The sequence below is a fragment of the Psychroserpens sp. S379A genome, from assembly GCF_049800755.1.
GTDB lineage: Bacteria > Bacteroidota > Bacteroidia > Flavobacteriales > Flavobacteriaceae > Psychroserpens.
On record NZ_JBNAFQ010000001.1, the window covers coordinates 105,091 to 129,259 of the forward strand.

Here is a 24,169-nt window from a genome sequence, read left to right on the forward strand (position 1 = left end):
ATAAAATGGCAAAACTTTACTCTGAATGTTCCCCAAAAAAAGACAATCTTAACCCAAAAAAGGAAACCATAGATTTTCTTTTAAATTACTCAAAGGCTTTAAGTGTTATACATTATAATAATTTGAAGTTTGAAGCACTTCAAAACTAATTTGAAAAATCCTGATTCGTTAGTCGTCAGGATTTTTTTTTGACTTATATTCAACACAATAGATTTCTCGACTGCGTTCGAAATGACAGTTGATTCTCTTTAGAGTAGGCTAAATTTTTACTAGATATCATTCCAACTGAAAAGTAGGAACCTCTTTTTTAATTCTTATTTAATGCAATAGATTTCTCGACTGCGCTTGAAACGACAGTTGATTCTCTAGAGTAGGCTAAATTTTTACTAGATACCATTCCAACTGAAAAGTAGGAACCTCTTTTTTTATTCTTATTTAATGCAATAGATTTCTCGACTGTGCTTGAAACGACAGTTGATTCTCTTTAGAGTAGGCTAAATTATTACTAAATGTCATTTCGACTGAAATGGAGGAATCTCTTTTTAAATTCTTGATAGTGCAATAGATTTCTCGACTGCGCTCGAAACGACAGTTGATCTATTTTTTCTTCTTGTAATAATCGTCAATTACAGATTTTCGTCCAATCGTTTTAGTAATGATGTCTTTCTCTAAATCCCAACCTCTAGCAGGAGAATATTCTCTTCCGTACCATATAATCTGCAAGTGTAAATCATTCCAAAGTTCTTTTGGAAATAACCGTTTAGCATCTTTTTCGGTTTGCACTACATTTTTACCATTCGTCAAATTCCATCGATACATAAGTCTGTGTATGTGTGTGTCTACAGGAAACGCAGGAATACCAAAAGCTTGCGATAAAACTACTGCTGCTGTTTTATGACCAACAGCAGGAAGAGCTTCAAGTTCTTCATAAGTTTGCGGAACCTTTCCATCATGTTTATCAATTAAAATATGTGATAAACCATGAATGCCTTTGCTTTTCATTGGAGATAAACCAACAGGTTTAATAATCGCTCTAATATCTTCAACCGAAAGCTTAATCATATCATAAGGATTGTCAGCTTTTTCAAATAGAAGAGGTGTGATTTGATTTACACGTACATCTGTACTTTGTGCAGACATTAAAACAGCTATTAAAAGCGTGTATGGATCTTTGTGATCTAAAGGAATTGGAATGGTTGGATATAATTCTTTTAACGTATTAATAACAAAATCTACCTTTTCTTGCTTGGTCATAAGTCGTATTTTTACAAAAAGTAAAGTTAGCAATTATGACACAATTAAAAGTAGGAGATAAGGCTCCAAATTTTTCAGCTCTAGATGAACAAGGAAACACAATTTCTTTAGTAGATTATAAAGGAAAAAAGTTAGTGGTATTCTTTTATCCAAAAGCGAGTACTCCTGGTTGTACAGTTGAAGCATGTAATTTAAACGATAATTTTGAACGTTTCCAATCGCTAGGTTACGAGATTTTAGGTGTCAGTGCAGATAGTGCTAAAAGACAGTCTAATTTTAAAAATAAATACGGATTTAAATATCCCTTATTAGCAGATGAAGATAAAGCTGTAATTGAAGCGTTTGGAGTTTGGGGACCAAAGAAATTTATGGGAAGAACTTTTGACGGTATTCATCGAACAACATTTGTAATTGATGAAAATGGTGTCATTGAAAATGTAATCACAAAAGTAAAAACAAAAGCACATACCTCTCAAATATTAAGTGATTAAAAGAAGAATACTTAGTTATAAAAAAAGCCGTATGATATTCATACGGCTTTTTACTTATAAAATAATGAGACTTATTTTCCTAAATAGACTTGTTCAGACTCACACCCAAACAAACTTTTCTCTTTAATTAGTTTGGCAACACCTTCAGGTAGCATAGCTTCCCATCCATCATCTCCTTCGGCAATCATTTTTAAAACGGTTCTAGAAAAAACATTTAAAATAGATTCATCATAATCTGTAATATCAACTACTTTACCGTTGTACTTAAAGAATTTATAAAGCTCTTTCATTCTTGGATGCACCTTCAGATTTTCGCTAGTTGTAGTTGTTCCGTCATCATTTTGCATTGGATATAGATATACTCTTAAGTCTTTAAAGAATAGTTTTCCAAAAGCTTCTAAAATGCCACCACTTAAATGGCGATAATATTTTTCATCAAAAATATCGACGAGATTGTTAACTCCCATTGCTAATCCCATTCTAGCTTTTGTATATTGAGAGAAGTATTCTACAAGTTTGTAATATTCTTGAAAGTTAGAAATTAAAACTGTTTGACCAAGAGAGCACAGTAATCTGGCTCTATCCATAAAATCTTGTTCGTCAATTTCACCTTCGGCTCTTAAGTTTGACAACGTAATTTCAAAAACCACCTGAGTTTTGTTGGTGTCAACTTTGTTTTCTTTTATATACATGTCATAAGATTTCTTATACATGTCCATATTAACCTTAGTTACAGGTCTAAAACTACCACGCAATGCCAAAATATTCTTTTTATAAAGCACTCTAGCTGGAAGCACATTATTTCCATCAGGAGCAAACATAACAGCATCAGTCATTCCATTTTTAACCAGTTGTAAACTCATTAAACGGTTATCAACATCTTCAAAAACAGGTCCAGAGAAATTGATGGTATCAATTTCTACTTGGTCTTTGTCTAGATGGTCATAAAGGTATCTCAGTAATTTTTTTGGTTCGTTGTATTTATAAAAAGCACCATAAATTAAATTCGTTCCTAAAACACCAAGTGTTTCTTGTTGTAGTCTAGCATCTGTCTCTTTAAAACGAATGTGTAATACAATTTCATTATAATCTTGATTAGCATCAATTTGGTATTTAATACCAACCCAACCATGTCCTTTGTATTTTTTTGCAAAATCGATAGTTGCTACTGTATTTGCATAGGTAAAGAACATTTTATTAGGATGATCTTCTCTAGAAAGACGCTCTTCAACTAATTCAATTTCATAATCGAGCATTTTACGTAATCGCGCTTCTGTCACATAGCGTTTGTCATCTTCAATACCATAAATGGCATCACTAAAGGCTTTGTCGTAAGCAGACATAGCTTTTGCAATAGTTCCTGAAGCACCTCCAGCTCTAAAGAATTGACGTACAGTTTCTTGTCCTGCGCCAATTTCAGCAAATGTTCCGTAAATATTTTCGTTAAGATTAATTCTTAGGCATTTTGTTTTTAACGAAGGAATCTCGTCAAACTCTCTATCTCCTTTTAAGGTTATTTCCATCTTTAGTCTGGGTTTTGTCAACAATACAAAGGTATTAAAATAGAAGGTATAACTAAAAAAATTAGTTTTATTTTTGCTTTAAATTAGTCGATTTTGAAAATTACGTTTTTAGGCACAGGAACATCACAAGGCATTCCAGTTATAGGAAGTAATCATCCTGTGTGTTTAAGCTCAAATCCGAAAGATAAACGCTTGCGAGTTTCTGTTTTAATAGAATGGGATGAGTTTGCTTATGTTATAGATTGCGGACCAGATTTTAGGCAGCAAATGCTTCGAGCTAATTGTAGTAAAATAGATGGTATTGTTTTTACACACGAACATGCCGATCATACTGCAGGATTAGATGACATAAGACCCTTTTATTTTAGGCAAGGAGATATTCCGTTTTATGCACACAAGCGAGTGTTTAGAGAATTGCAAATTCGGTTTGATTATATTTTTACTTCAGAAGAGAAGTATCCAGGTGTGCCAAGTGTGATTCAAAATGAAATTAAAAATGAACCTTTTAAATTGGGAAACTTAAAGGTTATTCCAATTAATGGCTATCATCATAAATTACAGGTTTTTGGATTTCGGTTTGATGATTTTGCATATTTAACTGATATGAAAACTGTTGCAGATGAAGAAATCGAAAAATTAAAAGGTGTAAAAATATTAGTAGTAAACGCATTACGAGAGCAAGAGCATCTGTCACATTTTAATGTTTCTGAAGCGCTAGCGTTTATTGGTAAAGTAAAACCAGAGAAAGCATATTTAACTCACATAAGTCATTATTTAGGATTTCATGATGAGGTACAACAAAAACTACCAAAAAACGTTTTTTTGGCATACGATAACTTAACATTAGAATTATAAAACCCAAGCTATGAAACAAAGACTATTCATGTACTTATTTATTTTCACGTTACTATTAGTGATTTTTCAATTTGTAAATTCCAAAAACATAATAGAAGGTTATGACCAAAAATTAACCAGCTATATGGAAGTAAATACACAACTAAAAGATTCGATTAGAGGTATTGAAGATAATTTGGTTTCAGATATATATACGTTTAAGTTTGACACCAACGAAGACGCGATGATGTATTGGGAAGATCAAGGGTTTAGAATTTCGGAATTTGTTCCTTTTATTAAAGATGAACTTATGAATCTTAATATTTACGAAACTGAAGATCATCCATTAGTGCCATATGCATCGATGACTGATCAGAAAATGTTAATTGACCAGATTAGAATGCTAAATCATAAATGGATTATTGCTAGTTTTACTGATGGAAAATATTGGGGAGAAATGCTATTAGCTTATAACATTGAAACTATTAATGGTCAAAAAGAGCTTAAGTTCAAGGTTATTGAATCGTCATTGTATAGTCCAAGATAATCTTAAATTCTATGTTCTAGCCAACTTCTAAATTCATAAAAATTTTGTGGAGCAACTCCATGTCCAACTGGAAATTCAGAATACACATTTTTAATACCTAATGTGTTTAAAAACTGAGGTGCTTTTCTAGCCCAATCTACAGGAATGACTTGGTCTGCACTTCCGTGAGAACAATAAAAATCTAAATGCGAATAGTCTTTGCTATCGAGATTATCATCAATCATGTCTTCGCTAACATAACCACTTAAAGCAATGATATTTTTAACTTTTTCAGGATAGGTGAGCGCTACAGCATAACTTAAAATGGTGCCTTGGCTGAATCCTAAAAGCGTTATATTGTTTTTGTCTACTGGATATGCTTCACAAGCTTGATCAATAAAAGAAGCAATTTTATCTCGAGATTCTATAGCTTGTTCGGTGTCATTCCATTTATTTTGATTGGCATCAAAATTAATAGCATACCAAGCGTTTCCATAAGGTTGCATAGGATAAGGAGCTCTTACAGAAATGACAAATAATTCTTCAGGTAGCTCTTGAGCAAACGAAAATAAATCATTTTCATCGCTACCATAGCCATGACACATGATAAGTAAAGGTGCGTTTTCTTTTAAAGACGAAGGTCTTGTGATGTGGTGTAGTGGTAGACTCATAATTTATTGTCCGATTGAAGCAAATAATTTTTGAAAAAATGGCCCTAAAACAGGAACTTCATTCATTTTTTTACCAAGAGCACCAAAAATACCATATAAGAACAATACAATAAAAAATATCCAAAATGATGTTGATATCATCCAGCTGTCAAAAGCTCCAATAAAGTAGCCTAAAGCCATTTGTAAAAGCCATAACCCTAAGGCTTGTCGAACATGAAAAGAGACTAAAGGATTTCTAACTTCACGATTGAGAAAGAAAGCGATTAAGGTGCCTATAAGTGTGATGTAAGCTACAATTGCTAAACTATCATTAGAGTCTTTTGGAGTAGTGTTCATGATTAGATTTTATTGTTTTGATAACACAATTTTGTTGTTTGAAATAATTCCTAAAACAGTTCCTTTTAATTGGCTGTTTTCAAATATTGAGTTTTTAGACCTAGATTGTATTTGCTTTTTTGTAAACACATAATTAGTGTTTGGATCAAACAACGTAATGTCTGCTTTATTTCCAATTGAAATTGAAGCCGAATCAATACCAAATCGCGCTTTGCCTTTGGTTAACAATTCAATTGTTTTCTTAATTGTAAATACAGAATTTAAAGCTCCAAAAGCGCTTTCTAATCCGATAGTTCCATATTTGGCATAATCAAATTCTATTTTTTTGTCTTCAATATCTATTGGATTATGGTCACTTGTTACCATATCGATTGTGCCATCTTTTAGACCTTCAATGAGAGCGTCAACATCATTTTGAGTTCTCAATGGAGGCAAGACTTTAAAGTTTGTATCGAAGTTTTCTAAAGCGTTGTCTGTAAATATTAAGTTGTGAATTGCAACACTACAAGTCACGTCTAATTTTTTCTGTTTAGCTGCTCTAATTAAAGCAACCGATTTTGCAGTTGAAATTGTAGGAATATGTAGTTTGCCTTCGGTGTATTCAAGAATACTTAAATCTCTGGCGATTTGCAATTCTTCAGCCAAAGCAGGATTTCCTTTTAATCCTAAAGAGGTACTCGTTACATTTTCATTCATCACACCTAAACCACTAATTCTTGATTCCTGTGGAAAAGAACACACCAAACCATCAAAATTACTTGCATATTGTAAAGCAAGTTTCATAAGGTTAGGGTTTTCAATAGGATGTTGGTAATCGTAAAAAGCTACTGCTCCAGCATTTTTCATATCGAAGAGTTCTGCTAGATCTTTTCCTTCGCTATGTCGAGTTAAAGCTCCAATAGGATAAAGGTTTGTGGCATGTTTTTTTGCTTTCGATTGCAAAAATGTAATATCAGCATTGGTGTCAATTACAGGATTTGTGTTTGCATTAACTGCAACCGACGTAAAACCAGAGTAAGCCGCAGTTTTGAGTCCGTTTTCAATCGTTTCTCGTTCTTCATAACCAGGTTCGCCAAAGCTTACACTACTATCAAACCAACCTTGTGATACATGAAGATTGTCGAATTTTAACTCTTTGTAATTATTCGGATTTGAAATGCGTTTTGATATCTTAGAAATCACACCTTTTTCGATTAAGATGTCAACTGTTTCATTGTGAAAATCGCTTTTAGGATCAACTATTATCGCTGATTTTAGAAGTGCATTCATTTTAGAAATTTTAAGATAAGCATTTCAATAATTAAAAACGCTAGTGCAAAAATAACAAACCATTTCCATAGCTCATTAACATTTGTGGCACTTTTTATATCATTTATGGTTGTAGCAATAGAATCACTTACTGAAGCATTTTCAATAGTGGTCAAATCAAAATAAGTAAGCTTGCTTTCGTTTCGGTTAAAGTTAAAACTCAAATTTTCTAAAAAGATGTCTTTATTCTGAACTGCTATAATTCCTGAAAAATTCGGATAATCATTGGTTTGCAAAGTAACTTTGTTTGGATATGTTTGTTGCAATGGTATTACAGAATGTTCGCCATTAACTAAGGTTAATATATCATCTTGTTGAAGCTTTGTTGAAATATCAATATTGTGTTCTTTACCTAAAATATAGTAGAGTTGAGGTGTTCTTAAACTTTGTTTTCCGATGTTGTATAACACTGGAACAATTAAAGGAGAGTTCTTGAAATTTGAATTATCAGTATTTAAAGCTGCTGAAAAACGATAGATGTTTTCTGATTGAGAAAGAAAAGAAACACCATCTTCAAAACTTAAAATAGAGGCACCAGAATTGGAAGTCGTGTTATAATATGAATTAACTTTTGGATACTGAAAATTTTTAATTTGTTTGTCAAAAACATTGGTTAGTAAAGGGTGAGAAAAATGTATTGTGGTAACTCGTTTTTCTTGAGGAGATATGGAGTCGAGCTTTGATAAATTATAATTTGTAAATAATTGATTATATGTGTTTAATGATGGTTTTGTTGAAGGAATAATTAAAACAAAACCTCCATTGTTTGTAAATGCCTTTAAAGCCGTTGTTAAGGATAACGGAATGTCATTTAACTCGTTTAAAATAATTAAGTTTTGATTGTCAATGGTGTTATAATTTAACGCATTAAAAGGTGTCGAACTATAGTTAAACTCATCACTTGTATAGATTTTTTTTAAGAAGGTGTCATCTGCTTCGTTAATTGCTAAAACGTTAATTGGTTCACGCTGATCTATATTAAAATAGAATTCATTATCATATTGAAGATTTTGGTCTTCAATAGTGATTTTTCCATTAAAAAAGGTGTTTGCTGGTATTGTAAAAATGGTACTAGCTTCTGTATTGATGTTTACAGCGCTTTTAGCAATAAGTTTTTCACCATTAAACAAAGATACAGGTAAGGTTTCAATAGGTTCGCCTTGGTTTTTTAGCTGTACTGTGAGTTCTAGATTTTCAATTGTAGATTTTGAAATAAATACACTGTCAATACTTACATTTAATATGTTTTCAGGTTGTAACTGAACTAATTTTATTTGTGCTGTACTGTCATTTGCAATAGAAAATACATTTTCTTTTTGTTGAAAATCTGAAACTAATACTAAGTTTTTAATAGTGCTTTCATCTTTAGAAAACACCTCTTTTCCTTTTAAAATTACCGATTCGTAATCGAGTTGATTAGGCGAATGCTTAAGCTGTATCAAATCATTTTTTATAGTTTTGATAGTTGTATTATAAAAGTTAGCATCGTTTGTAAATAGTGAGATACGTTCATCTTCATCAATAGTTTCAATAACATCTTGTACAACTTTATTTAACAAAGTTCCGTTAGTGCTTTTCGCTTGCATACTAAATGAATTGTCTAAATAAATAACCGTTTCGCTTTTTGTATTGAAACTTTCAGAATTAGAAATATAAGGTTGAGCAAAAGCAATAATCACACAAGCCAATAAAAGCATGCGTGTTAATAAGGTAAGCCATTTTTTTAGTTGCGAACTTTTACGTGTTTGAATGGTTAGTTCTTTTAAAAACTGAACATTTGTAAAAGGTACTTTTTGAAACTTTCGAAGCTGAAATAAATGAATAATTATAGGAATGATAAGCAGGAGTAAAGCGTAGAGAATTTCTGGATGTTTAAACTGCATTCCTAGATTGTAATTTTTTGTGCATTCAATTAATGCTCAAATATAGAAAATGCTAAGGGATTTGTATACGTAGCTTTTGAGAAAATTAACGTTTCAGTGCGAAATGACCAGTAAATGTTCTTCCGTCAATAAGCGTTGCCACAAACCAATAGTCTGATGAAGGTAGTGCTTGTCCGTTAAATGTTCCGTCCCAACCAGAACTCAAATGATTAAGCTCAGTAATTAATTTTCCGTAGCGATTAAAAATCTTAATATCGATTCCTTGGTTATAATCTTCGTTAACGCCATATACATGCCATTGTTCGTTACGATCATCTCCATTTGGAGTAAAAAACTTTGGAAATCCTAAAACAGAAAAAGTTTGCTCAACATATCCACAATCATTTAGGTCTCTAACATAAACGGTATGAAATCCTGGAGGAACATTTGTAAAGACATTGCTTTCTTGAAAGATAACACCAAAAACGTCTAAAGCATATTCGTAAATACCTTCTCCAGAAACTTGAACAGTTACAATGTTGTTACTTGTGCCTTCTTGAATTACAAGATTATCAATAGTTGCAATATTTGAAGGGTTAACAGTAATAGTTCTGCTTGAAGAACAACCATTTGGATCGGTTACAATTACAGTATAAGTACCAGGTTCATTAATGTCGTTGAATGACGTGTTTACAGAAGTTGAAACACCATTTAATAACCATTCATAGTAATAATTACTTGGAGAATCGTTGAGTACACCTCCAAATAATGTGATGGTTTCAGGAAACGAATTTAAACAGTATATGAGCTGCTCGTCTTCTAAAAGCACTGGAGTATATAAGACCTCAAGTTCTACCGAAGCAATAGAAAAACATTGATTGTTGTTTTCAACTTTTACAAATAGGGTTTGATAATTAGGAGTTATGTTTTGATAATTTGTGCTTAAAGCATTATTGTCTTGAAAAGCATCATTTTCAGTTTCATAAAAGCTCACAGAAGCTCCAGCTGGAATCTGACTTTGAATAGTATTGGTAATGTCATTCAAATCAAAAGTAGCAAAGCCATCAATAACATCACCATCGCAAGCTTCAAGCGTTGGAATGTTTAGAATGTTGTTAGAAATTTGGAGCTCTAATTCGGCAACATCAAAACATCTGGCTTGATTTTCAACACGTGCATAAACCGTTTGAAACGGAATTGTATTTTCAAAGTTAGTGGCATTAATAAGCTCATTAACGTTTTGTAATGCATCATTTTCGGTTAAGAAAAAGTTAGCTACAAAAATTGAAGCATCATTATTTGTAATATTATTTTCAGCATCAAAAAGATTGTATGTGGTTAAACCGTCTTGATTTTGATCACATTCAATTAAAACCGAATCAAAAGCAATAGGGTTTTCGACATATTCAATCACAATTTCTCCGTAAGAAATACAATTATTGTTTAGCGTGACTTCAACATTATAAGTTCCAGCATCTGTAACAGTATAAGTTGCATTAGTTTCAGAAGTTAGTTCAATACCATTCTTAAACCACTTAAAATTATTGCTATTAACTTGTGAAGCGTCTAAAGTTAAAGTCTCATTTTCGCATATCGCATTTTGAGTGGATAATAATCGGTTTGGACCAAGATCTGTTGACAATTGAAAGCTTCCAGCTTCTAGAAATACAGCAGAATCATATCTGTAATTTTGCTCATCTGCAATAACGAGTTTTACATGATAAGTTTCGTTTGGAACAACATTAGCTGTTGCTGTTAATACTTTGGTTTGTCCATTAAAGTTTATAGGCACATTACTATCATTCCAGCTTTCAAAATAAAATTCATTTTCGGCTTCACAACCACCAGGAATGTCTGGGTGAACAGTTGTTACTTTAACAGGTGTTTGTGTGTTTGGAACTAAAGCAATATTAGTATACTGTTGCTCATTTATAGGACGAATTAAAAAGCCAAACAAATCGGAATATTGACAAGTGTTTGGGTTGCCTTCTTGGTATTCTTCGGAAGCAAATAAATATCTAAAACTAACTTGAGAAGCAATTGATGTAAAATCAAACTCAAGAATAGTCGCATTTATGGTATTACTTTCATTTAATGCAGCTTCTAAGTCTGAATCACCTGTCCAACCAGAAGCATTATCATCACTTAAAGAGTTGTTTGGTCCAGGAACATTAGATAAGCGTCCAGTGCTAAGTACAAGACCACTTTGAAAAGGAAACGTTGTGCCTGAAGCATTAAAATAGCCATAACTTTGATCTGATCCACCAAAATCACCTCCAACCACATTAGTTACAACAACATTTTCAATACAATCACTATCAATAAGAATGTCTTCAATAAGTTCTTGAGCAGAGTAAGTTTGGTTATCAACCTGAATGCTTTGCCCAAGTGCAACTGTACTTACAAGAAAACAAATAAGATAAAGTAAAAATTTCATTAGCAATTTTTCCGATTGCAAAGATACGTATAGCGCAAGCTTTAAAATACAAAAAAAGTGTTAATTAAAGTAAACTAATAACGTAGTGCAAAGTGACCTTTTACTTCAAATGTTTTTCCGTCTTTTTTAACTTTTGCTAAGTACCAATAGTCAGAAACAGGCATTAAGCTACCATTATAATAACCATTCCAACCAGAAGAATTAGACGTTAGCGTTTGAAGGAGTTTGCCATAACGATCAAAAATATAAATAATGGTTCCTGGTAAGGTTTCTACACCAGTAATATGCCATGTATCAAAATGACCATCGTCGTTTGGTGTCATAAACTTTGGTGTATCGATTACAACAATTTCTTTGGTTATTGGTGTACAGCCATTTAAATCTATAATAGTTACTGTATGATAACCTAGACTTACGTTTTCAAAAACATTAGAAGATTGAGGAGGAAGATTGTCTAACTGATATTGGTAATTTCCAATCCCTTCAATAGTAACAATAATATTATTTGGATCTGAAAAATCAATACTTTCAGTAATTACTATTGTAGCTGCTTCAGATTCTGTAACACTAAATACTTCTATAGTTTCACAACCTAAAGGAGAAGTGACTGTAACAGAGTAAACACCAACTTCTGTGATTTCAATTTCTGGAGTGGTTTCATTAGTAGACCAAAGATATGTATCTCCAATTTGGTTTGTATTAGCACTAACAGTTAATGGCAAATTTTCTAGACAAATAACTTGAGAACCAATATTTACAATAGGTTTAGGATGCACAATAGTTTCAAAAGAAGTGATGTCATAACAGCCTGTAGTGTTATTTTCAACACGAACGTAGATGAGTTCTCCATCTGCAGCATTGTAGTTTTGATTTAAAGCATTAAGGTTATCTTCAGCAGCAATGAGATCGTTGTGGTATGACACTGTAAAGCCATTCGGATTTTGATTGTTTAACACCATAGCATTCTGAGATGATAAATCAAAAGTGAAAAATCCGTCATAATCATCATCACATGCTTCGAGATTGTTTGGTGTGTTTGCTTCAGGAAGCAGGTTGACAATTAGATTAAACTCATGAATGTAATAGCAATGTGTTGTAGAAAATTCTATTCGAGCAAATATGGTATCGCTAAGCGATTGATATTCGTATTGATTATTAAGAGGGTTTAATTGATTGGTTGCATCAATTTCAGTTGCATAATAATCAACTATAACATTACTTGTTTGTACTAATAAAGATGAATTAATCTCGGAAAGCTCTACAGTTTCTATAGCATTAGCACAAACTTCAAACTCATCTGAAGCATTTATGGCTGGAGGTAAATTAACATTTAATTCTAGTGGAACAAACCTATAACAGTTAGCTTCTGTATTGAATACTTTTATGTAAATGGTTTGCGGACTGTGCAAACTTGTGTAATTTGTAGGATTTGAAATGATGTTAACATCATCTTGAAGGTCTTCAATAGATTCAAAATAAGAGATGATATTATTGGAATTTACAGTATTGAAAAGTTCGGCTTCAGCTTGAGTTAAATCAAAAGAAGTCATGCTATCATAATCAGTATCACAATGAGTGATTGAAGAAGGTACTGATGGATGTAAATTGGTAATTAAATTAAATTGAGTTAAGTCGTGACAACCAGTTGTATTATTTTCAATACGTGCGTAAATAATTTCTCCATTTTCGCCTAAGTAATTATAATCTATAGGATTTTCACCAAAGTTTGCTTCAGTTTCAGAATTGTAATAACTTACAGTAAACCCGTTAGCATCTTGGTTACCAAGAACAGAATTGTTAACTAAAAACAGATTAAAAGTTTCAATGCCATCATTGGATTCGTCATCGCAAATTTGTAAATCTAAAGGTTGATTTGCAACTGGTAAAGGATTGACGATAAGTTGAAAAGGGTAAATATAAAAGCAAGCTGTAGTTGCATATTCAACACGAGCAAAAATGGTATCATTAAAAGTAGAGTAGGTGTAATTCTCACCTAAGGCATTAGCCTGACTTTGCGCGTTTGAAAGAGATTCGTAATAACTAAAAATCACATCATTTGAATCGCTTACGATGATAGTGTTAATCTCATTTAAATCAAAACTGTTAGAAGAGTTAATGCAAATATTATAATCTTGAAACTCGTTGATTAAAGGTGGTAAATTTACAGATAAGCTTATAGGTTCTACGTTATAACAATTAGAAAGTGTGTTAGTTATTTTAATATAAACTGTTTGCGGATTAGATGTATTTGTATAATTATTAGGATTTGAAATGATTCCTGAATTACTTTCGACATCTTCTAGTGTTTCGTGATACGTAATTTCAATATCATCTGCTCTAACATCAAGTACTTCTGTTTCTACTTGAGTTAAATCAAAAGTGATTATACCATCATAATCTTCATCACAATCACTTAAATCTGGAGCAGCATTTATTTCAGGAACTTGAATAACATTTATTGAAAATTCTGTGATAACAGGACAGAGTATTTCGTTATCAACTCTAACATAAAGTACTTGAGGATTGACCACATTTGTGTACTCTAAAGGCAATTCATTTACGTTTAAATCGGCATCATTAAAACTTGTATGAAAAGAAATATCAAGGTTTTCAGGTATGCCATTACTGATTTCTTCTATTTTTTCAGTTAAATCGTGAGGTTCAAATCCATCATTTGAAGCATCGTCACAAATCATAATATCAGTTGGCTGATTATAAGTAACAAATTGCACAACTTCAATTTCTATCGAAGACGTATCAAAACAATCAATATCTGTGATATTTTCGACACGTATATAAATTGTTTGCGGATTGGAAAGGTTTTGATAAGCCACATTTTTGTCAATACTATTAACTCTATCAATAGCATCTTGTTCAGTTTCAAAATATAGAACCTCTTTTCCAGTTTGACCATTTAGTATGTCGCTATCTTTTGTATGCAAGAAGAAATCGTTAATTTCATTACCATCACTCTCACAGGTAATGTAGGTTTCTACAGGAGAAAATACAGGTAATGTATTTACGATAACATCAAACTCTACAATGCTATGACATGTAGTAATTAAGCTTTCAACTCTAACAAAAATAGTTTGGGTTTGTGTATTAATGCTATTAGGATTTGGTATGGCATTAGTTGCATTATCTGCATCTGTAAAGCTGGTATGAAATGTTAAGATTAAATCTGTTGTGTCTGATACAATTTCTGAAATGCGACTTTCTAAGTTTACAATATAATAAGCATCTTGGTCATTATCACAAATAATTATATCTGAAGGTTGCATGACAACTGGAGGATCTATAACCAAAACATCTAAAGTAGAAATGTCATAACAAGTAGTTTGTGTATTGGTTACTCTTGTATAAACAGTTAACGGATTAACAGTGTTTGTATAGTTTTGAGGTAATGCATTTTCATTATTTAAGGCATCTTGCTCAGTTAAATAATATTTAACACTTGGAAAATTGATTCCAGTACTTACATAATCGTCAAAGGTTGAAAGTACAATTGCAGTCGAACCATCAAAATCTGTATCGCAATATTCAACCATATTAAGATTTTGAATGGCTATAGCTGGATGAATTACAAGATCAACAGTATTAAATTGAATACAAGAATCTAGTGTTGCACTGATGTAAATTGTAGTTATGGTTGACGTTGCTGTATACGGAATATTTTTGTCTAAAGCGTTATTGTTGTTAAGTTGATCTGTTTCAGTTTCGAAAAACGAAATGTCAAAACCTTCATATTCGTTAATAACTGCCAATTCTAATTGATTAAGGTCAAAATTTGCTATACCATCATTTGAAGCATCATCACAAATACCAAAGTCACTAGTATTAAAACCAGAATCAACAATGTTAGTATGGAGTTCAATAGGCATAATAGCAGCACAGCCATTAGCGTTAGTGACTTTTATATATACCAGTTGAAAATTTGGAACTGTATTTTGAAACGCTGTTGGATCAAGAATTTGATTAATATCTTCTTCAGCATTGCTTTGTGTTTCATAATAACTAACGGAAACATCTGTAAGTCCTTGTAGAATATCATCTTCTACTGAAGTAATATCAAAAATTTCAAATCCGTCACCATCTGTTTCGCAAGCATTAATCCATTGTACTTCAGAGTTAATAACAGGATTCTCTAATACATTTATGAGTATTGAAGTAACGTTAAAACATCCTGTATTGGTGTCTTGTACTCTAATAAATAAAGTTTCCGTAGGATTAGTATTGGTATATGGTAATCCGATAGGATTTAAACCTATTTCAGCATCAGTTTGAGAAGTGTAATATGATACAGAATAGTTTGGATTTTCAGAGATTATGGCTGTTCCAGTTTCATGAAGATCAACCATGGTAATACCATCTGCAACATTGTCGTCACAAATATTTAAATCTAAAGGTTGGCTGTACACAGGAGAGTCGTTAACGACCAAATCAAAAGTTGTAAAGCCTAAGCAACCAGTGTTTACTTCTTCGGTTCTTACATAAATGGTTTGTGGATTAGTAATGTTTTCCCAAGGAACTATTATAGTACCAGTTTCTGTAAGAGCTCCAGCATTACTTAGATGGTAGCTAATATCATAAGTTCCGCTTGGTAATGCGTTTAAAATTTCATTGTCTTTTGTGGTTAAATCAAAAATCTCAATGCCATTATTTGAAACATCGTCGCAAATAGAAAAATTAGTAATAGTTCCAACATCTTGCTCGCCTCCTAAGTTAACAGCAATTTCATCTTCAATGGTACACGAATTATTATTTACTTGAATTGTAACTTCAATACCATAAGTTCCAGATGCTGTAGCTTGATATAAAGGATTTGTTTCGCCCAAAATAGGTTGACCATCTTTAAACCATTGGTAGGTTGCAATATCATTTTCAACATCACCATTAAGCACTAAAGATTGCGCACATGTATTTACATCTGGACCTAAATCTACCGAAGAAAGAGTGTTGGTACGTCGTATAAAAACAGCTGAATCATAATTTTTGTCAGTTTGATCAGCAATGATTAATTTAATTCTATGCAAGACATTTGGTTGAATGGTTGCAGAGGCAGTCAATACTGTAGTTCTTCCGTTGTAGTTTGTGTCTCCAATATTATAACCATCAAAATACATTTCGTTTTCAGCAGGACAAAATCCTACAATTTCATCATGAATAGTATTTGTGTTTACAGGAATAGTGGTACCAGGAATTAAAGCAATATTGACAAAAGGATCAGATGTACCAGCTCGTTTAATTAGAAAAGCAAAACCATCAGAATACTGACACGGAAAGTTAGAGTTGTACTCTTCTGAAGCCAAAATATAATCGAAAGATATTTGGCTAGTAGCTGAAAGGAAATCAAATTCTATAGATGTTGCATTTAGCGTTCCAGATAGTCCTAAAACATTTTCTAGATCAGGATCTGAAGGCCAATTATTGGTGCCATCATTTAAGTTGCTTGTATTTAATCCATTGCCAGCAGATTGAATGTCTCCAGTAGATAAAATAATTCCGTTTTGAAATGGAAAATCAGAATTTGCCTTATCAAAAGAACCAAAACTACTAATGCCATATGCTTGACCATTAACCGAAGATGATACGTTAGATATGTCTACACAACCTTGCCCTAAGTTAGCTTGTATTAAAGCTTCTAAGGCAGAAGAATCCTCTGTTGAAATTTGTTGTGCTGTAGTTGTATACATCGAACACAAAAACAGTCCAATACACAAGTACTTTAAAACTCTCATTTATTACGGTTAGCTATAATAAATAGGTTTAAATTCAATTGAGCAGATTTAGAGGGACATCTAATCTAGAACTTGTGAATGTAGAAAGAAATTATGTTTTTTTAGGTTTTATAGTGTCTAAAGGAGGTTTTATTAGATAAAATGCATTTTTAATTGGTTTGTCATGATTTAGTATTTCAATGCAAAGTGTCCTTTAACATCAAAAGCAATGTTCCCTTTTTTAACTTTGGCTAAAAACCAATAATCACTAGTAGGCATTAAGTTACCATTATATCTTCCGTCCCAACCCTCTGATGATGAGGTGAGTTGCGTTAGAAGTTTACCGTAACGATCGTAAATGTATATGATGGTTCCTGGTAAAGTTTCTACTCCAGTAATGTGCCATGTGTCAAAGTATCCATCACCATTTGGTGTCATAAATTTAGGAGCATCAATAACTACAATGTCTTTAGTAACCTCAGCACAGCCATTTAGATCTATTATTTTTAATGTATGATAACCAATACTTACGTTGTTGAATATGTTTGAGAGTTGAGGTTCATCATCATCTAACTGGTATATATAGTTGCCAATTCCGCTTACTGTAACTGTTATATTGTTTGGATCTGAAAAATCAACAGTTTCGGTTATTTCTATGGTTGCTGTTTCCGATTCTGAAACATTAAAAACTCGTGTGGTTTCACAGCCAAAAGGTGATGTTACAGTCACCGAATAAGTTCCTATTTCTGTGATTTCAATTTCTGGAGTAGTTTCGTTTGTAGACCAAAGATATGCATCACCAGCTTGATTGGTGTTGGCACTTACAACAAGTGGTAAATTGTTTAAACAAATTACTTGATCTTCAATATCTACAATTGGTTTTGGATTTACTGTGGTTGTAAATTGAGTTAACGCATAGCATCCAGTACTATTATTCTCTACACGAACATAAATGGTTTGTCCGTCAACTGCATCATAAAGTAGAGGAAGCTCATATTCGGCTTCTTCAGCTAAGATATAATCATCATAGTAACTTACTGAGAAGTTTGCTGGATTTTGACCATTAAGAACCGTAGTTGTTTGCTGACTTAAATCAAATTCAAAGAAACCATCGTAATCATCGTCACAACTAATTAAATCATTAGGTTGATTAGCAATTGGTGCAGGATTTACAGGTAAGCTAAACTCATGGATATAAAAGCAATGTGTTGTAGAAAATTCTACACGAGCAAAAATTGTATCATTATTAGTTTGGTAATTGTAGTTAGAACTTAAGGCGTTGGTTTGGTTTTCTGCATCTAATTGAGTAGGATAATACTCAATTAATACATTAGCTGTTTGTTCTAATATGGTTGAATTAATTTCGGTTAAATCTGTAGTATTGGTATCATTTCCGCAAACTTCATAACTTGAAATCTCGTTAATAGCAGGAGGAAGATTAACAATAAGGTCTAATGGTATAGACACAAAACAATCTGAAATAGTATTGGTTACACGTACATAAACCGTTTGCGTTCTTGTTAGGTTTGTGTAATTTTCAGGATTAGCAATTGCATTAGCTTGAATGAATGAATCTTCAAAAGTTTCATGATATGTAATTTCGATATTGTCTTGTCTTACATCTAAAATATCAAACTCAGAGAGTGTTAAATCAAAAGTGATAATTCCATCATAATCTGCGTCACAATCTACTAATGGTTGTGGCAAGTTTACATCTGGTGCAGCAATAACATTTAAAACAAAAGAGGTATAAGATTCACAAATAGTGCCATTATTTATTCTCACATAAATTTGTTGTGGATTCACAGTATTACTAAAGTTAAGAGGAAGCGGATTGACATTGTTTTCAGCATTCAATTGCGAGGTGTGAAAAGTAACTTCCTGTATTTCAGGTATGCCTTGTGTAATTTCGGCAAGCTGAACATTAAAATCAAATTCTACACTGCCATCGTTAGTAATATCATCACAAATAAAAATATCGGTTGGTTCATTAAATGCTGGATTTGTACCAACTTCAATAGGAAATGAAGATGTAGCATAGCAATCTGGATCTGAAAGATTTTCGACTCTTACAAATATGGTTTGCGGATTTGTAATATTTACATACACATCATCCTTATCAATTGGATTCGTGTTGTTTTCGGCATCTAAAGCTGTTTCAAAATAAAATACTTCTTTGCCTGTTTGACCGTTTAATATGTCAGCATCTTGAGTTGAAAATACAAACTCACCAGTATCATCGTTACTGATTTCACAAAACTTGTATAAACTTATTGGGTTAATCACAGGTAATGTATTTATAATAACTTCAAAACTTTCAGTTGAAAAACATCCCGTAGTTGTATTTTCTATTCTCATTATAATCGTGCCAGTTTCAGCAGCATGCATTGAAGTGTTTAGGATGTTGTTTATATCGTTGTCAGCATCTGCTTGATTATGATGAAATGTAATATTTCTATTAATTGTACTTGTAACAGCTTCAGAAATCTTATTATTTAGATTAATTATTGATATTCCGTCTTGATCTGTATCACAAATAATGATATCTGTTACATCAGAACTTTCAGGAGCAGGTAATACTTCAATTTGGAAAGAGTTTATGCTAGGACAACCAGTTGAACTGCTATTAACTCTAGCAAATAGAGTTTGCGGATTTGATGTATTTGTATAAGTGTTTGATAGTGTACCAATACCATTTTCTGCACCTTCTTCTGTTAAAAAATAACTGACTGAAAAACCAGGTTGGTTATTGGTTATTTGATCATTAAATTGTGTTAAATCAATTGCTGTAAATCCATCTTGGTCTGTATCACAAACTGAAACTAATCCAATAGAATCAAATTCTATGATTGGAAAAAGCTCAATTTCAATATCAGCTACTTCTTGACATGTAGGACTAGTAATTACTAAGTATAGTGTTTGAGGACTAGATGTTGGTTCAAACGGAATTGTTGGATCAATTGCGTTGACTTGATTATCTCTGTCATTCTCTGTAAGATAAAAATCTATAGTGATTTCTACGTCTAAAACTTCTTCTAAATCAAGAAGAATTTCTGCAGTCATATTTATTAAACTAAATTCTTCTTGTCCATCATTACCAATATCACATAACGTAAAATCTCTTAAGTTGGTTGCAGTTAACAAAAGGTTGGTATGCAACTCTATTGGTGTAATACTTGCACAACCAGTGGTTTGATTTTCAACTCTAATAAATACAATTTGTTCGTCACTTACAATATTTTGATAATTGGTTTCATTAGCAATAGCATTCGTCCCTAAATCTGCATCTTCTTGTGTTTCATGAAACGTCACATTAACACCTGTTGTGCCTTGTAAAATATCTGCTACGACTGAGGTTAAATCAAAAAATGCAAATCCGTCATGATCAGCATCACAGGCATCAAGATATTGAGGTTCAGTACTAATTGAAGGATTATCTAATACTTCGATATCTAACGATGTTGTACTAGAGCAACCTGTATTTATATTGGTTACATTAACAAATAAGGTTTCTGTAGGATTGGTGTTTACATAAGGCAATGGAATACCGTTTATACCATTATCTGCATCTTCTTGCAATAAGTGGTAGCTTACCTGTAAGTCTAAATTACCATTAGTGATTTCATCATCCTTTTGTGATAAATCAATAGTGGTTACTCCATCTGAAGTTGTATCATCACAAACTATTAATGGAGTAGGAGTTGTTATATTAGGTAAAGGATTAACGATTAAGTCAAAACTCTGATATGCAAGACATCCATTTATGGTATCTTCAATTTTTACATAAATTGTTTGCGGATTTGTTGTGTTTTGAATTGGAGATGTAATCGAGTTTATTCCAGCTAAAGCATCATTTATAGTATAATGATAACTTACATTATAACTTGATGAAGGTACCGAAGCTAAAGCTTCAGAATCTTTAGTAGACAAATCAAACAATTCTATACCATTAGCACTAAGATCGTCACAGAGCTGAAAATCTGAAATGACATCAGCAGATTGAGTAGAGCTTAATAAAACGTTTACAGTATCTTCAATTACACAAGTAGAATTTGTTAAAGGAATTTCTATTGATACAGTATAATCTGCAGATTGTGTAACGTTTAAAGTTGGTTGGTTTTCTCCAGGAATTAATACATTGTCAAGATACCAAGAATAAATGGCTTGAGGATTATCAATATTACCATCTAAAGTTACATTACTTGCACATGTTAGTATATCGTTACCTAAATCTACATTAGAATTAAAGCTATTACCTTCAATAAATACAGCCGAATCATAATTTTTGTCCGTTTGATCAGCAATAACAATTTTAATATGGTATTGTACATTCGGAAGAATGGTTGCTGTTGCAGTCATTACAGTGGTACGACCATTATAGTTTGTGTCTCCTTGGTTATAACCTTCAAAATATTGCTCATTTGAAGGCGAGCAAAAACCAACAATTTCGTCGTGAATTGTGTTGGTGTTTACAGGAGTGGTTGTTCCAGGAATGATTGCAATATTAGTGTAAGGGTCACTGGTTCCTGTCTCTTTAATTAAAAAAGCGAAGCCATCGGAATACTCACATGGAAAATTTCCAAAATATTCTTCAGACGCTAAGATATAATTAAACTGAATTTGATTAGACACAGAAACAAAGTCAAACTCTATTGATGTAGCGTTTAAGGTTCCAGAAATTCCTAAAGCAGTTTCTAAATCAGGATCTGTGGTCCAGTCGTTTTCTCCTTCGTTTAAGATTTCATTGTTTTGTGTATTACCACCAGATAACGGATTTCCAGTTGATAGCATGATACCATTTTCAAAAGGAAAATTAGAGCCAGCACGTTCAAAATATGCAAAACTGTTAAATCCGTTAACAGATCCATTTACTTGAGAACTTATGTTAGAGGTCTCTACACAACCTTGAATTAAGTTATTCTCAATAAGTTGTTGTTCCGAAAAAGAATTATCGATTGAAATTTGTTGGCCATAGGCTAATGAGCCAAAAACTAAGCAACATATTGCTGCGAGGGATTGTTTTAAAATTTTCATTATTAAGCGGTTAAGTTCATGGTGGTTAGCCATGAGATTTGGGACTTGGGCTAATTTGTAAAATTTAATTTGGCGAAATATAGAATCGTTTTAGATGAAATGCAAATATTTACGACGAAATGCACAAAACATTAACATTTGGGTTTTTTAGTCCAAACAATTTCTGAGGCTTTTTTGAGTAGTAGTTTTCGCTCTTTGGGTCTGAATATGTACAGGTAAATCATTACATAAATCATAATATAGTAGGTTAGGGGTTTTTGTTGCAAAAGCAATAATGAGGGAAGATTTCTAAAGGATAATACTCAAATTAGAATTAAATAAGATAAAACACAAATAAATACGACAAACAGTATTAAATTTTAACAATTTAGTAGTTTACGTATACCCAACCTATAAAAGGATCGAAGTTAGGATCGTTTAAATTTAAAATGTAATAATAGGTGCCAACAGGAACTAAGTTTCCAATATTATTTAAACCTCGATTTGTTTTTCCTAACCAAGGATTGTCGTTATCGCCTTCAAAAATAAGTGTGCCATATCTATTGAAGATTTTTAAGTCGTGTTTTTCGAATATGTTATAAAGCCCTTGAATGTTAAACCAGTCGTTAATATTATCATTGTTTGGTGAAAATCCTTCTGGGATTTGAGGAGGACAATTCTCAACTAAAACATCAAAAGCATAAGGTAAGTAACAAGGTGAGCTCTCTATTCTTGCATAAATAGTCTGAGGGTTAGTTGTATTGTTATAGCTTTCAGGATTGATAATAGCGTTGTTATTAGATTCTAAATCTGCAAGGTTTTCAAAAAACTCAACACCAAAAGTTGTGTTAATACTATTGTGTTCCATTATTTGAATTAAATTGAACTCGGCAGAATTAAAACTTTTATCACATAAAAGTGTAGCAGGTAAGATTTCAAAAGGTGGTGATTTTAATAACTCTATGCTAATTGATGCACTGTTATTGCTTTCGTCAAGTTCATTAACAATTCCATTTCCAGAACCATTATCATCAACGACAAGAGTTAGTTCAAAGCTATTATCAATAAACTCAGGAATAATTAGTGAAATGTTTCCATTTTCAAAATCATTTATATCTATTACGTTTGTTGTAGCGCTTTGTCCAACTAAAATTCCATCAGCATAAAATGCAATAGGAGTATTTGCTGGTAAAGGGTCTGTACTGTCAGTATTAAAAACGGAATAATCAACATCTATAATTCTATTATTACACTCTGTAATGAAACTATTTAAACCTATTGATGCATCAGGAAGTTGACTATTTAAAACTGTAATGATATTATTGATTACTACTACATCAGAATTAGAGGTTAATTGAATTGTAGCGCTATTGTCTCCAATTGAAATGTTGTTTTCAATATTATAGACATCAATATCCATATTATATAAATCTGATGAATTTGTAAAACTATTCGTTCCGTTAAATGCATTATTGATTGGATTTAATGGTGGATTTCCAATTATATTTCCGTTTATAGATAGTTGTTCGTTTACAGCCAATCCAGCATCACCTTCCCAAGCAATGAATCCAATTTTTGCGCCTTCATTATCAAGAACGTTCAAATTGTCTAAAGTGATGGTAATTGTTTCAGGAACTTTTTGAAAGCCATCGTAAACATTTAGTTGATTTAGCGGAAGACTGTTGTCCTCATAAATAACAGTTATTGCCCAACCTCCAAAATTGATACTAGCATCACAGTAATCTTGAATCGTATTAGAAATGTCAAACTCAGAAATAGTATATATAGTATTGCCTTCTGCTTGCACAATGTTGGTTATGTCTGCAAAAGCTCCAAAGTAAAAGAAGCCAAATCCTAGAGGAGGAGTAGTGAATGTTCGTTCAGCAGAGACAGAAATACCGTTAACTTCAATATCATAATCTCCAGAACCAGAACCTGCCCAATATAAATATGCAGCAACAATGTTTTGATTTGTATCTAAATTTAAAGCTGCAGATGAAGTAGTTAAAATATCACAAGTTGTTGCTACTTCATTCTCTTCAAGATTTAGAGTATTTCCAATAGCAGTGTAATCATATCGTCCGTTAAACTGCTGAAATAGTTCAACGTCTTGACCAAATACAGAATATGGTATAGCTAAAATGAAAAGAATAAATACAAATTTGCTAAACCTCATTGATTAATTTTATTAAATAAT

Annotated in this window: 14 protein-coding genes; 4 read left to right on the forward strand and 10 right to left on the reverse strand. The window is 32.2% G+C overall.

From position 1 onward, the window contains the following. Positions 1–5 precede the first annotated feature (5 nt). On the forward strand, positions 6–149 hold the full coding sequence (locus tag ACP15M_RS00420; RefSeq protein WP_425075185.1) for a hypothetical protein: 144 nt from the start codon (positions 6–8) through the stop codon (positions 147–149). Between the two features lie 448 nt (positions 150–597). Here ACP15M_RS00420 and ACP15M_RS00425 read toward each other — a convergent pair whose 3' ends face one another. Further along, the gene (locus tag ACP15M_RS00425) at positions 598–1,254 is read right to left on the reverse strand and encodes an endonuclease III domain-containing protein (protein WP_425075186.1); all 657 of its coding nucleotides are present in this window, start codon (positions 1,252–1,254) and stop codon (positions 598–600) included. Positions 1,255–1,289: 35 nt separating this feature from the next. Between ACP15M_RS00425 and bcp the strand changes: the two genes are divergently transcribed. Further along, complete coding sequence (bcp, locus tag ACP15M_RS00430; protein WP_425075187.1) at positions 1,290–1,745, forward strand: thioredoxin-dependent thiol peroxidase; 456 nt, start codon at positions 1,290–1,292, stop codon at positions 1,743–1,745. A 71-nt stretch (positions 1,746–1,816) separates the two neighbouring features. Here the strand turns inward: bcp and ACP15M_RS00435 are convergent, their stop codons facing one another. After that, the gene (locus tag ACP15M_RS00435; protein ID WP_425075188.1) at positions 1,817–3,268 is read right to left on the reverse strand and encodes a TonB-dependent receptor; all 1,452 of its coding nucleotides are present in this window, start codon (positions 3,266–3,268) and stop codon (positions 1,817–1,819) included. Positions 3,269–3,361: 93 nt separating this feature from the next. Between ACP15M_RS00435 and ACP15M_RS00440 the strand changes: the two genes are divergently transcribed. Next, positions 3,362–4,123: an MBL fold metallo-hydrolase gene (locus ACP15M_RS00440; protein ID WP_425075189.1), complete on the forward strand. Its 762-nt coding sequence runs from the start codon at positions 3,362–3,364 to the stop codon at positions 4,121–4,123. A 10-nt stretch (positions 4,124–4,133) separates the two neighbouring features. Next, on the forward strand, positions 4,134–4,649 hold the full coding sequence (locus ACP15M_RS00445) for a hydrolase (RefSeq protein WP_425075190.1): 516 nt from the start codon (positions 4,134–4,136) through the stop codon (positions 4,647–4,649). A gap of 2 nt (positions 4,650–4,651) precedes the next feature. Here ACP15M_RS00445 and ACP15M_RS00450 read toward each other — a convergent pair whose 3' ends face one another. From ACP15M_RS00450 to ACP15M_RS00485, 8 genes are all read right to left on the reverse strand, one after another. After that, positions 4,652–5,299 carry an alpha/beta hydrolase gene (locus tag ACP15M_RS00450; RefSeq protein WP_425075191.1) on the reverse strand — a complete coding sequence of 216 codons (648 nt, stop codon included), beginning with the start codon at positions 5,297–5,299 and terminating at the stop codon, positions 4,652–4,654. Positions 5,300–5,302: 3 nt separating this feature from the next. Beyond that, positions 5,303–5,635 carry a hypothetical protein gene (locus ACP15M_RS00455; protein WP_425075192.1) on the reverse strand — a complete coding sequence of 111 codons (333 nt, stop codon included), beginning with the start codon at positions 5,633–5,635 and terminating at the stop codon, positions 5,303–5,305. Between the two features lie 9 nt (positions 5,636–5,644). Then, entirely contained in the window at positions 5,645–6,904 is a 1,260-nt protein-coding gene (locus tag ACP15M_RS00460) for a dihydroorotase (protein ID WP_425075193.1), read from the reverse strand. Further along, positions 6,901–8,826 (reverse strand): BatA domain-containing protein, encoded by a 1,926-nt coding sequence (locus tag ACP15M_RS00465; protein WP_425075194.1) that lies wholly within the window; start codon positions 8,824–8,826, stop codon positions 6,901–6,903. The genes ACP15M_RS00460 and ACP15M_RS00465 overlap by 4 nt, the downstream gene beginning before the upstream one ends. Before the next feature lie 85 nt (positions 8,827–8,911). Continuing rightward, complete coding sequence (locus ACP15M_RS00470; RefSeq protein WP_425075195.1) at positions 8,912–11,242, reverse strand: choice-of-anchor L domain-containing protein; 2,331 nt, start codon at positions 11,240–11,242, stop codon at positions 8,912–8,914. A gap of 74 nt (positions 11,243–11,316) precedes the next feature. Next, complete coding sequence (locus tag ACP15M_RS00475) at positions 11,317–16,980, reverse strand: choice-of-anchor L domain-containing protein (RefSeq protein ID WP_425075196.1); 5,664 nt, start codon at positions 16,978–16,980, stop codon at positions 11,317–11,319. 168 nt (positions 16,981–17,148) lie between these two features. Continuing rightward, the gene (locus tag ACP15M_RS00480) at positions 17,149–21,993 is read right to left on the reverse strand and encodes a choice-of-anchor L domain-containing protein (protein ID WP_425075197.1); all 4,845 of its coding nucleotides are present in this window, start codon (positions 21,991–21,993) and stop codon (positions 17,149–17,151) included. Between the two features lie 367 nt (positions 21,994–22,360). After that, entirely contained in the window at positions 22,361–24,148 is a 1,788-nt protein-coding gene (locus ACP15M_RS00485) for a gliding motility-associated C-terminal domain-containing protein (protein ID WP_425075198.1), read from the reverse strand. Positions 24,149–24,169 lie beyond the last annotated feature (21 nt).

Bases quoted from the DNA above. Each gene is read 5' to 3' on its own strand.
- ACP15M_RS00420 (WP_425075185.1), top strand. From the start codon at position 6: ATGGCAAAACTTTACTCTGAATGTTCCCCAAAAAAAGACAATCTTAAC.
- ACP15M_RS00425 (WP_425075186.1), bottom strand. From the start codon at position 1,254: ATGACCAAGCAAGAAAAGGTAGATTTTGTTATTAATACGTTAAAAGAA.
- bcp (WP_425075187.1), top strand. From the start codon at position 1,290: ATGACACAATTAAAAGTAGGAGATAAGGCTCCAAATTTTTCAGCTCTA.
- ACP15M_RS00435 (WP_425075188.1), bottom strand. From the start codon at position 3,268: ATGGAAATAACCTTAAAAGGAGATAGAGAGTTTGACGAGATTCCTTCG.
- ACP15M_RS00445 (WP_425075190.1), top strand. From the start codon at position 4,134: ATGAAACAAAGACTATTCATGTACTTATTTATTTTCACGTTACTATTA.
- ACP15M_RS00450 (WP_425075191.1), bottom strand. From the start codon at position 5,299: ATGAGTCTACCACTACACCACATCACAAGACCTTCGTCTTTAAAAGAA.
- ACP15M_RS00455 (WP_425075192.1), bottom strand. From the start codon at position 5,635: ATGAACACTACTCCAAAAGACTCTAATGATAGTTTAGCAATTGTAGCT.
- ACP15M_RS00460 (WP_425075193.1), bottom strand. From the start codon at position 6,904: ATGAATGCACTTCTAAAATCAGCGATAATAGTTGATCCTAAAAGCGAT.
- ACP15M_RS00465 (WP_425075194.1), bottom strand. From the start codon at position 8,826: ATGCAGTTTAAACATCCAGAAATTCTCTACGCTTTACTCCTGCTTATC.
- ACP15M_RS00470 (WP_425075195.1), bottom strand. From the start codon at position 11,242: ATGAAATTTTTACTTTATCTTATTTGTTTTCTTGTAAGTACAGTTGCA.
- ACP15M_RS00475 (WP_425075196.1), bottom strand. From the start codon at position 16,980: ATGAGAGTTTTAAAGTACTTGTGTATTGGACTGTTTTTGTGTTCGATG.
- ACP15M_RS00480 (WP_425075197.1), bottom strand. From the start codon at position 21,993: ATGAAAATTTTAAAACAATCCCTCGCAGCAATATGTTGCTTAGTTTTT.
- ACP15M_RS00485 (WP_425075198.1), bottom strand. From the start codon at position 24,148: ATGAGGTTTAGCAAATTTGTATTTATTCTTTTCATTTTAGCTATACCA.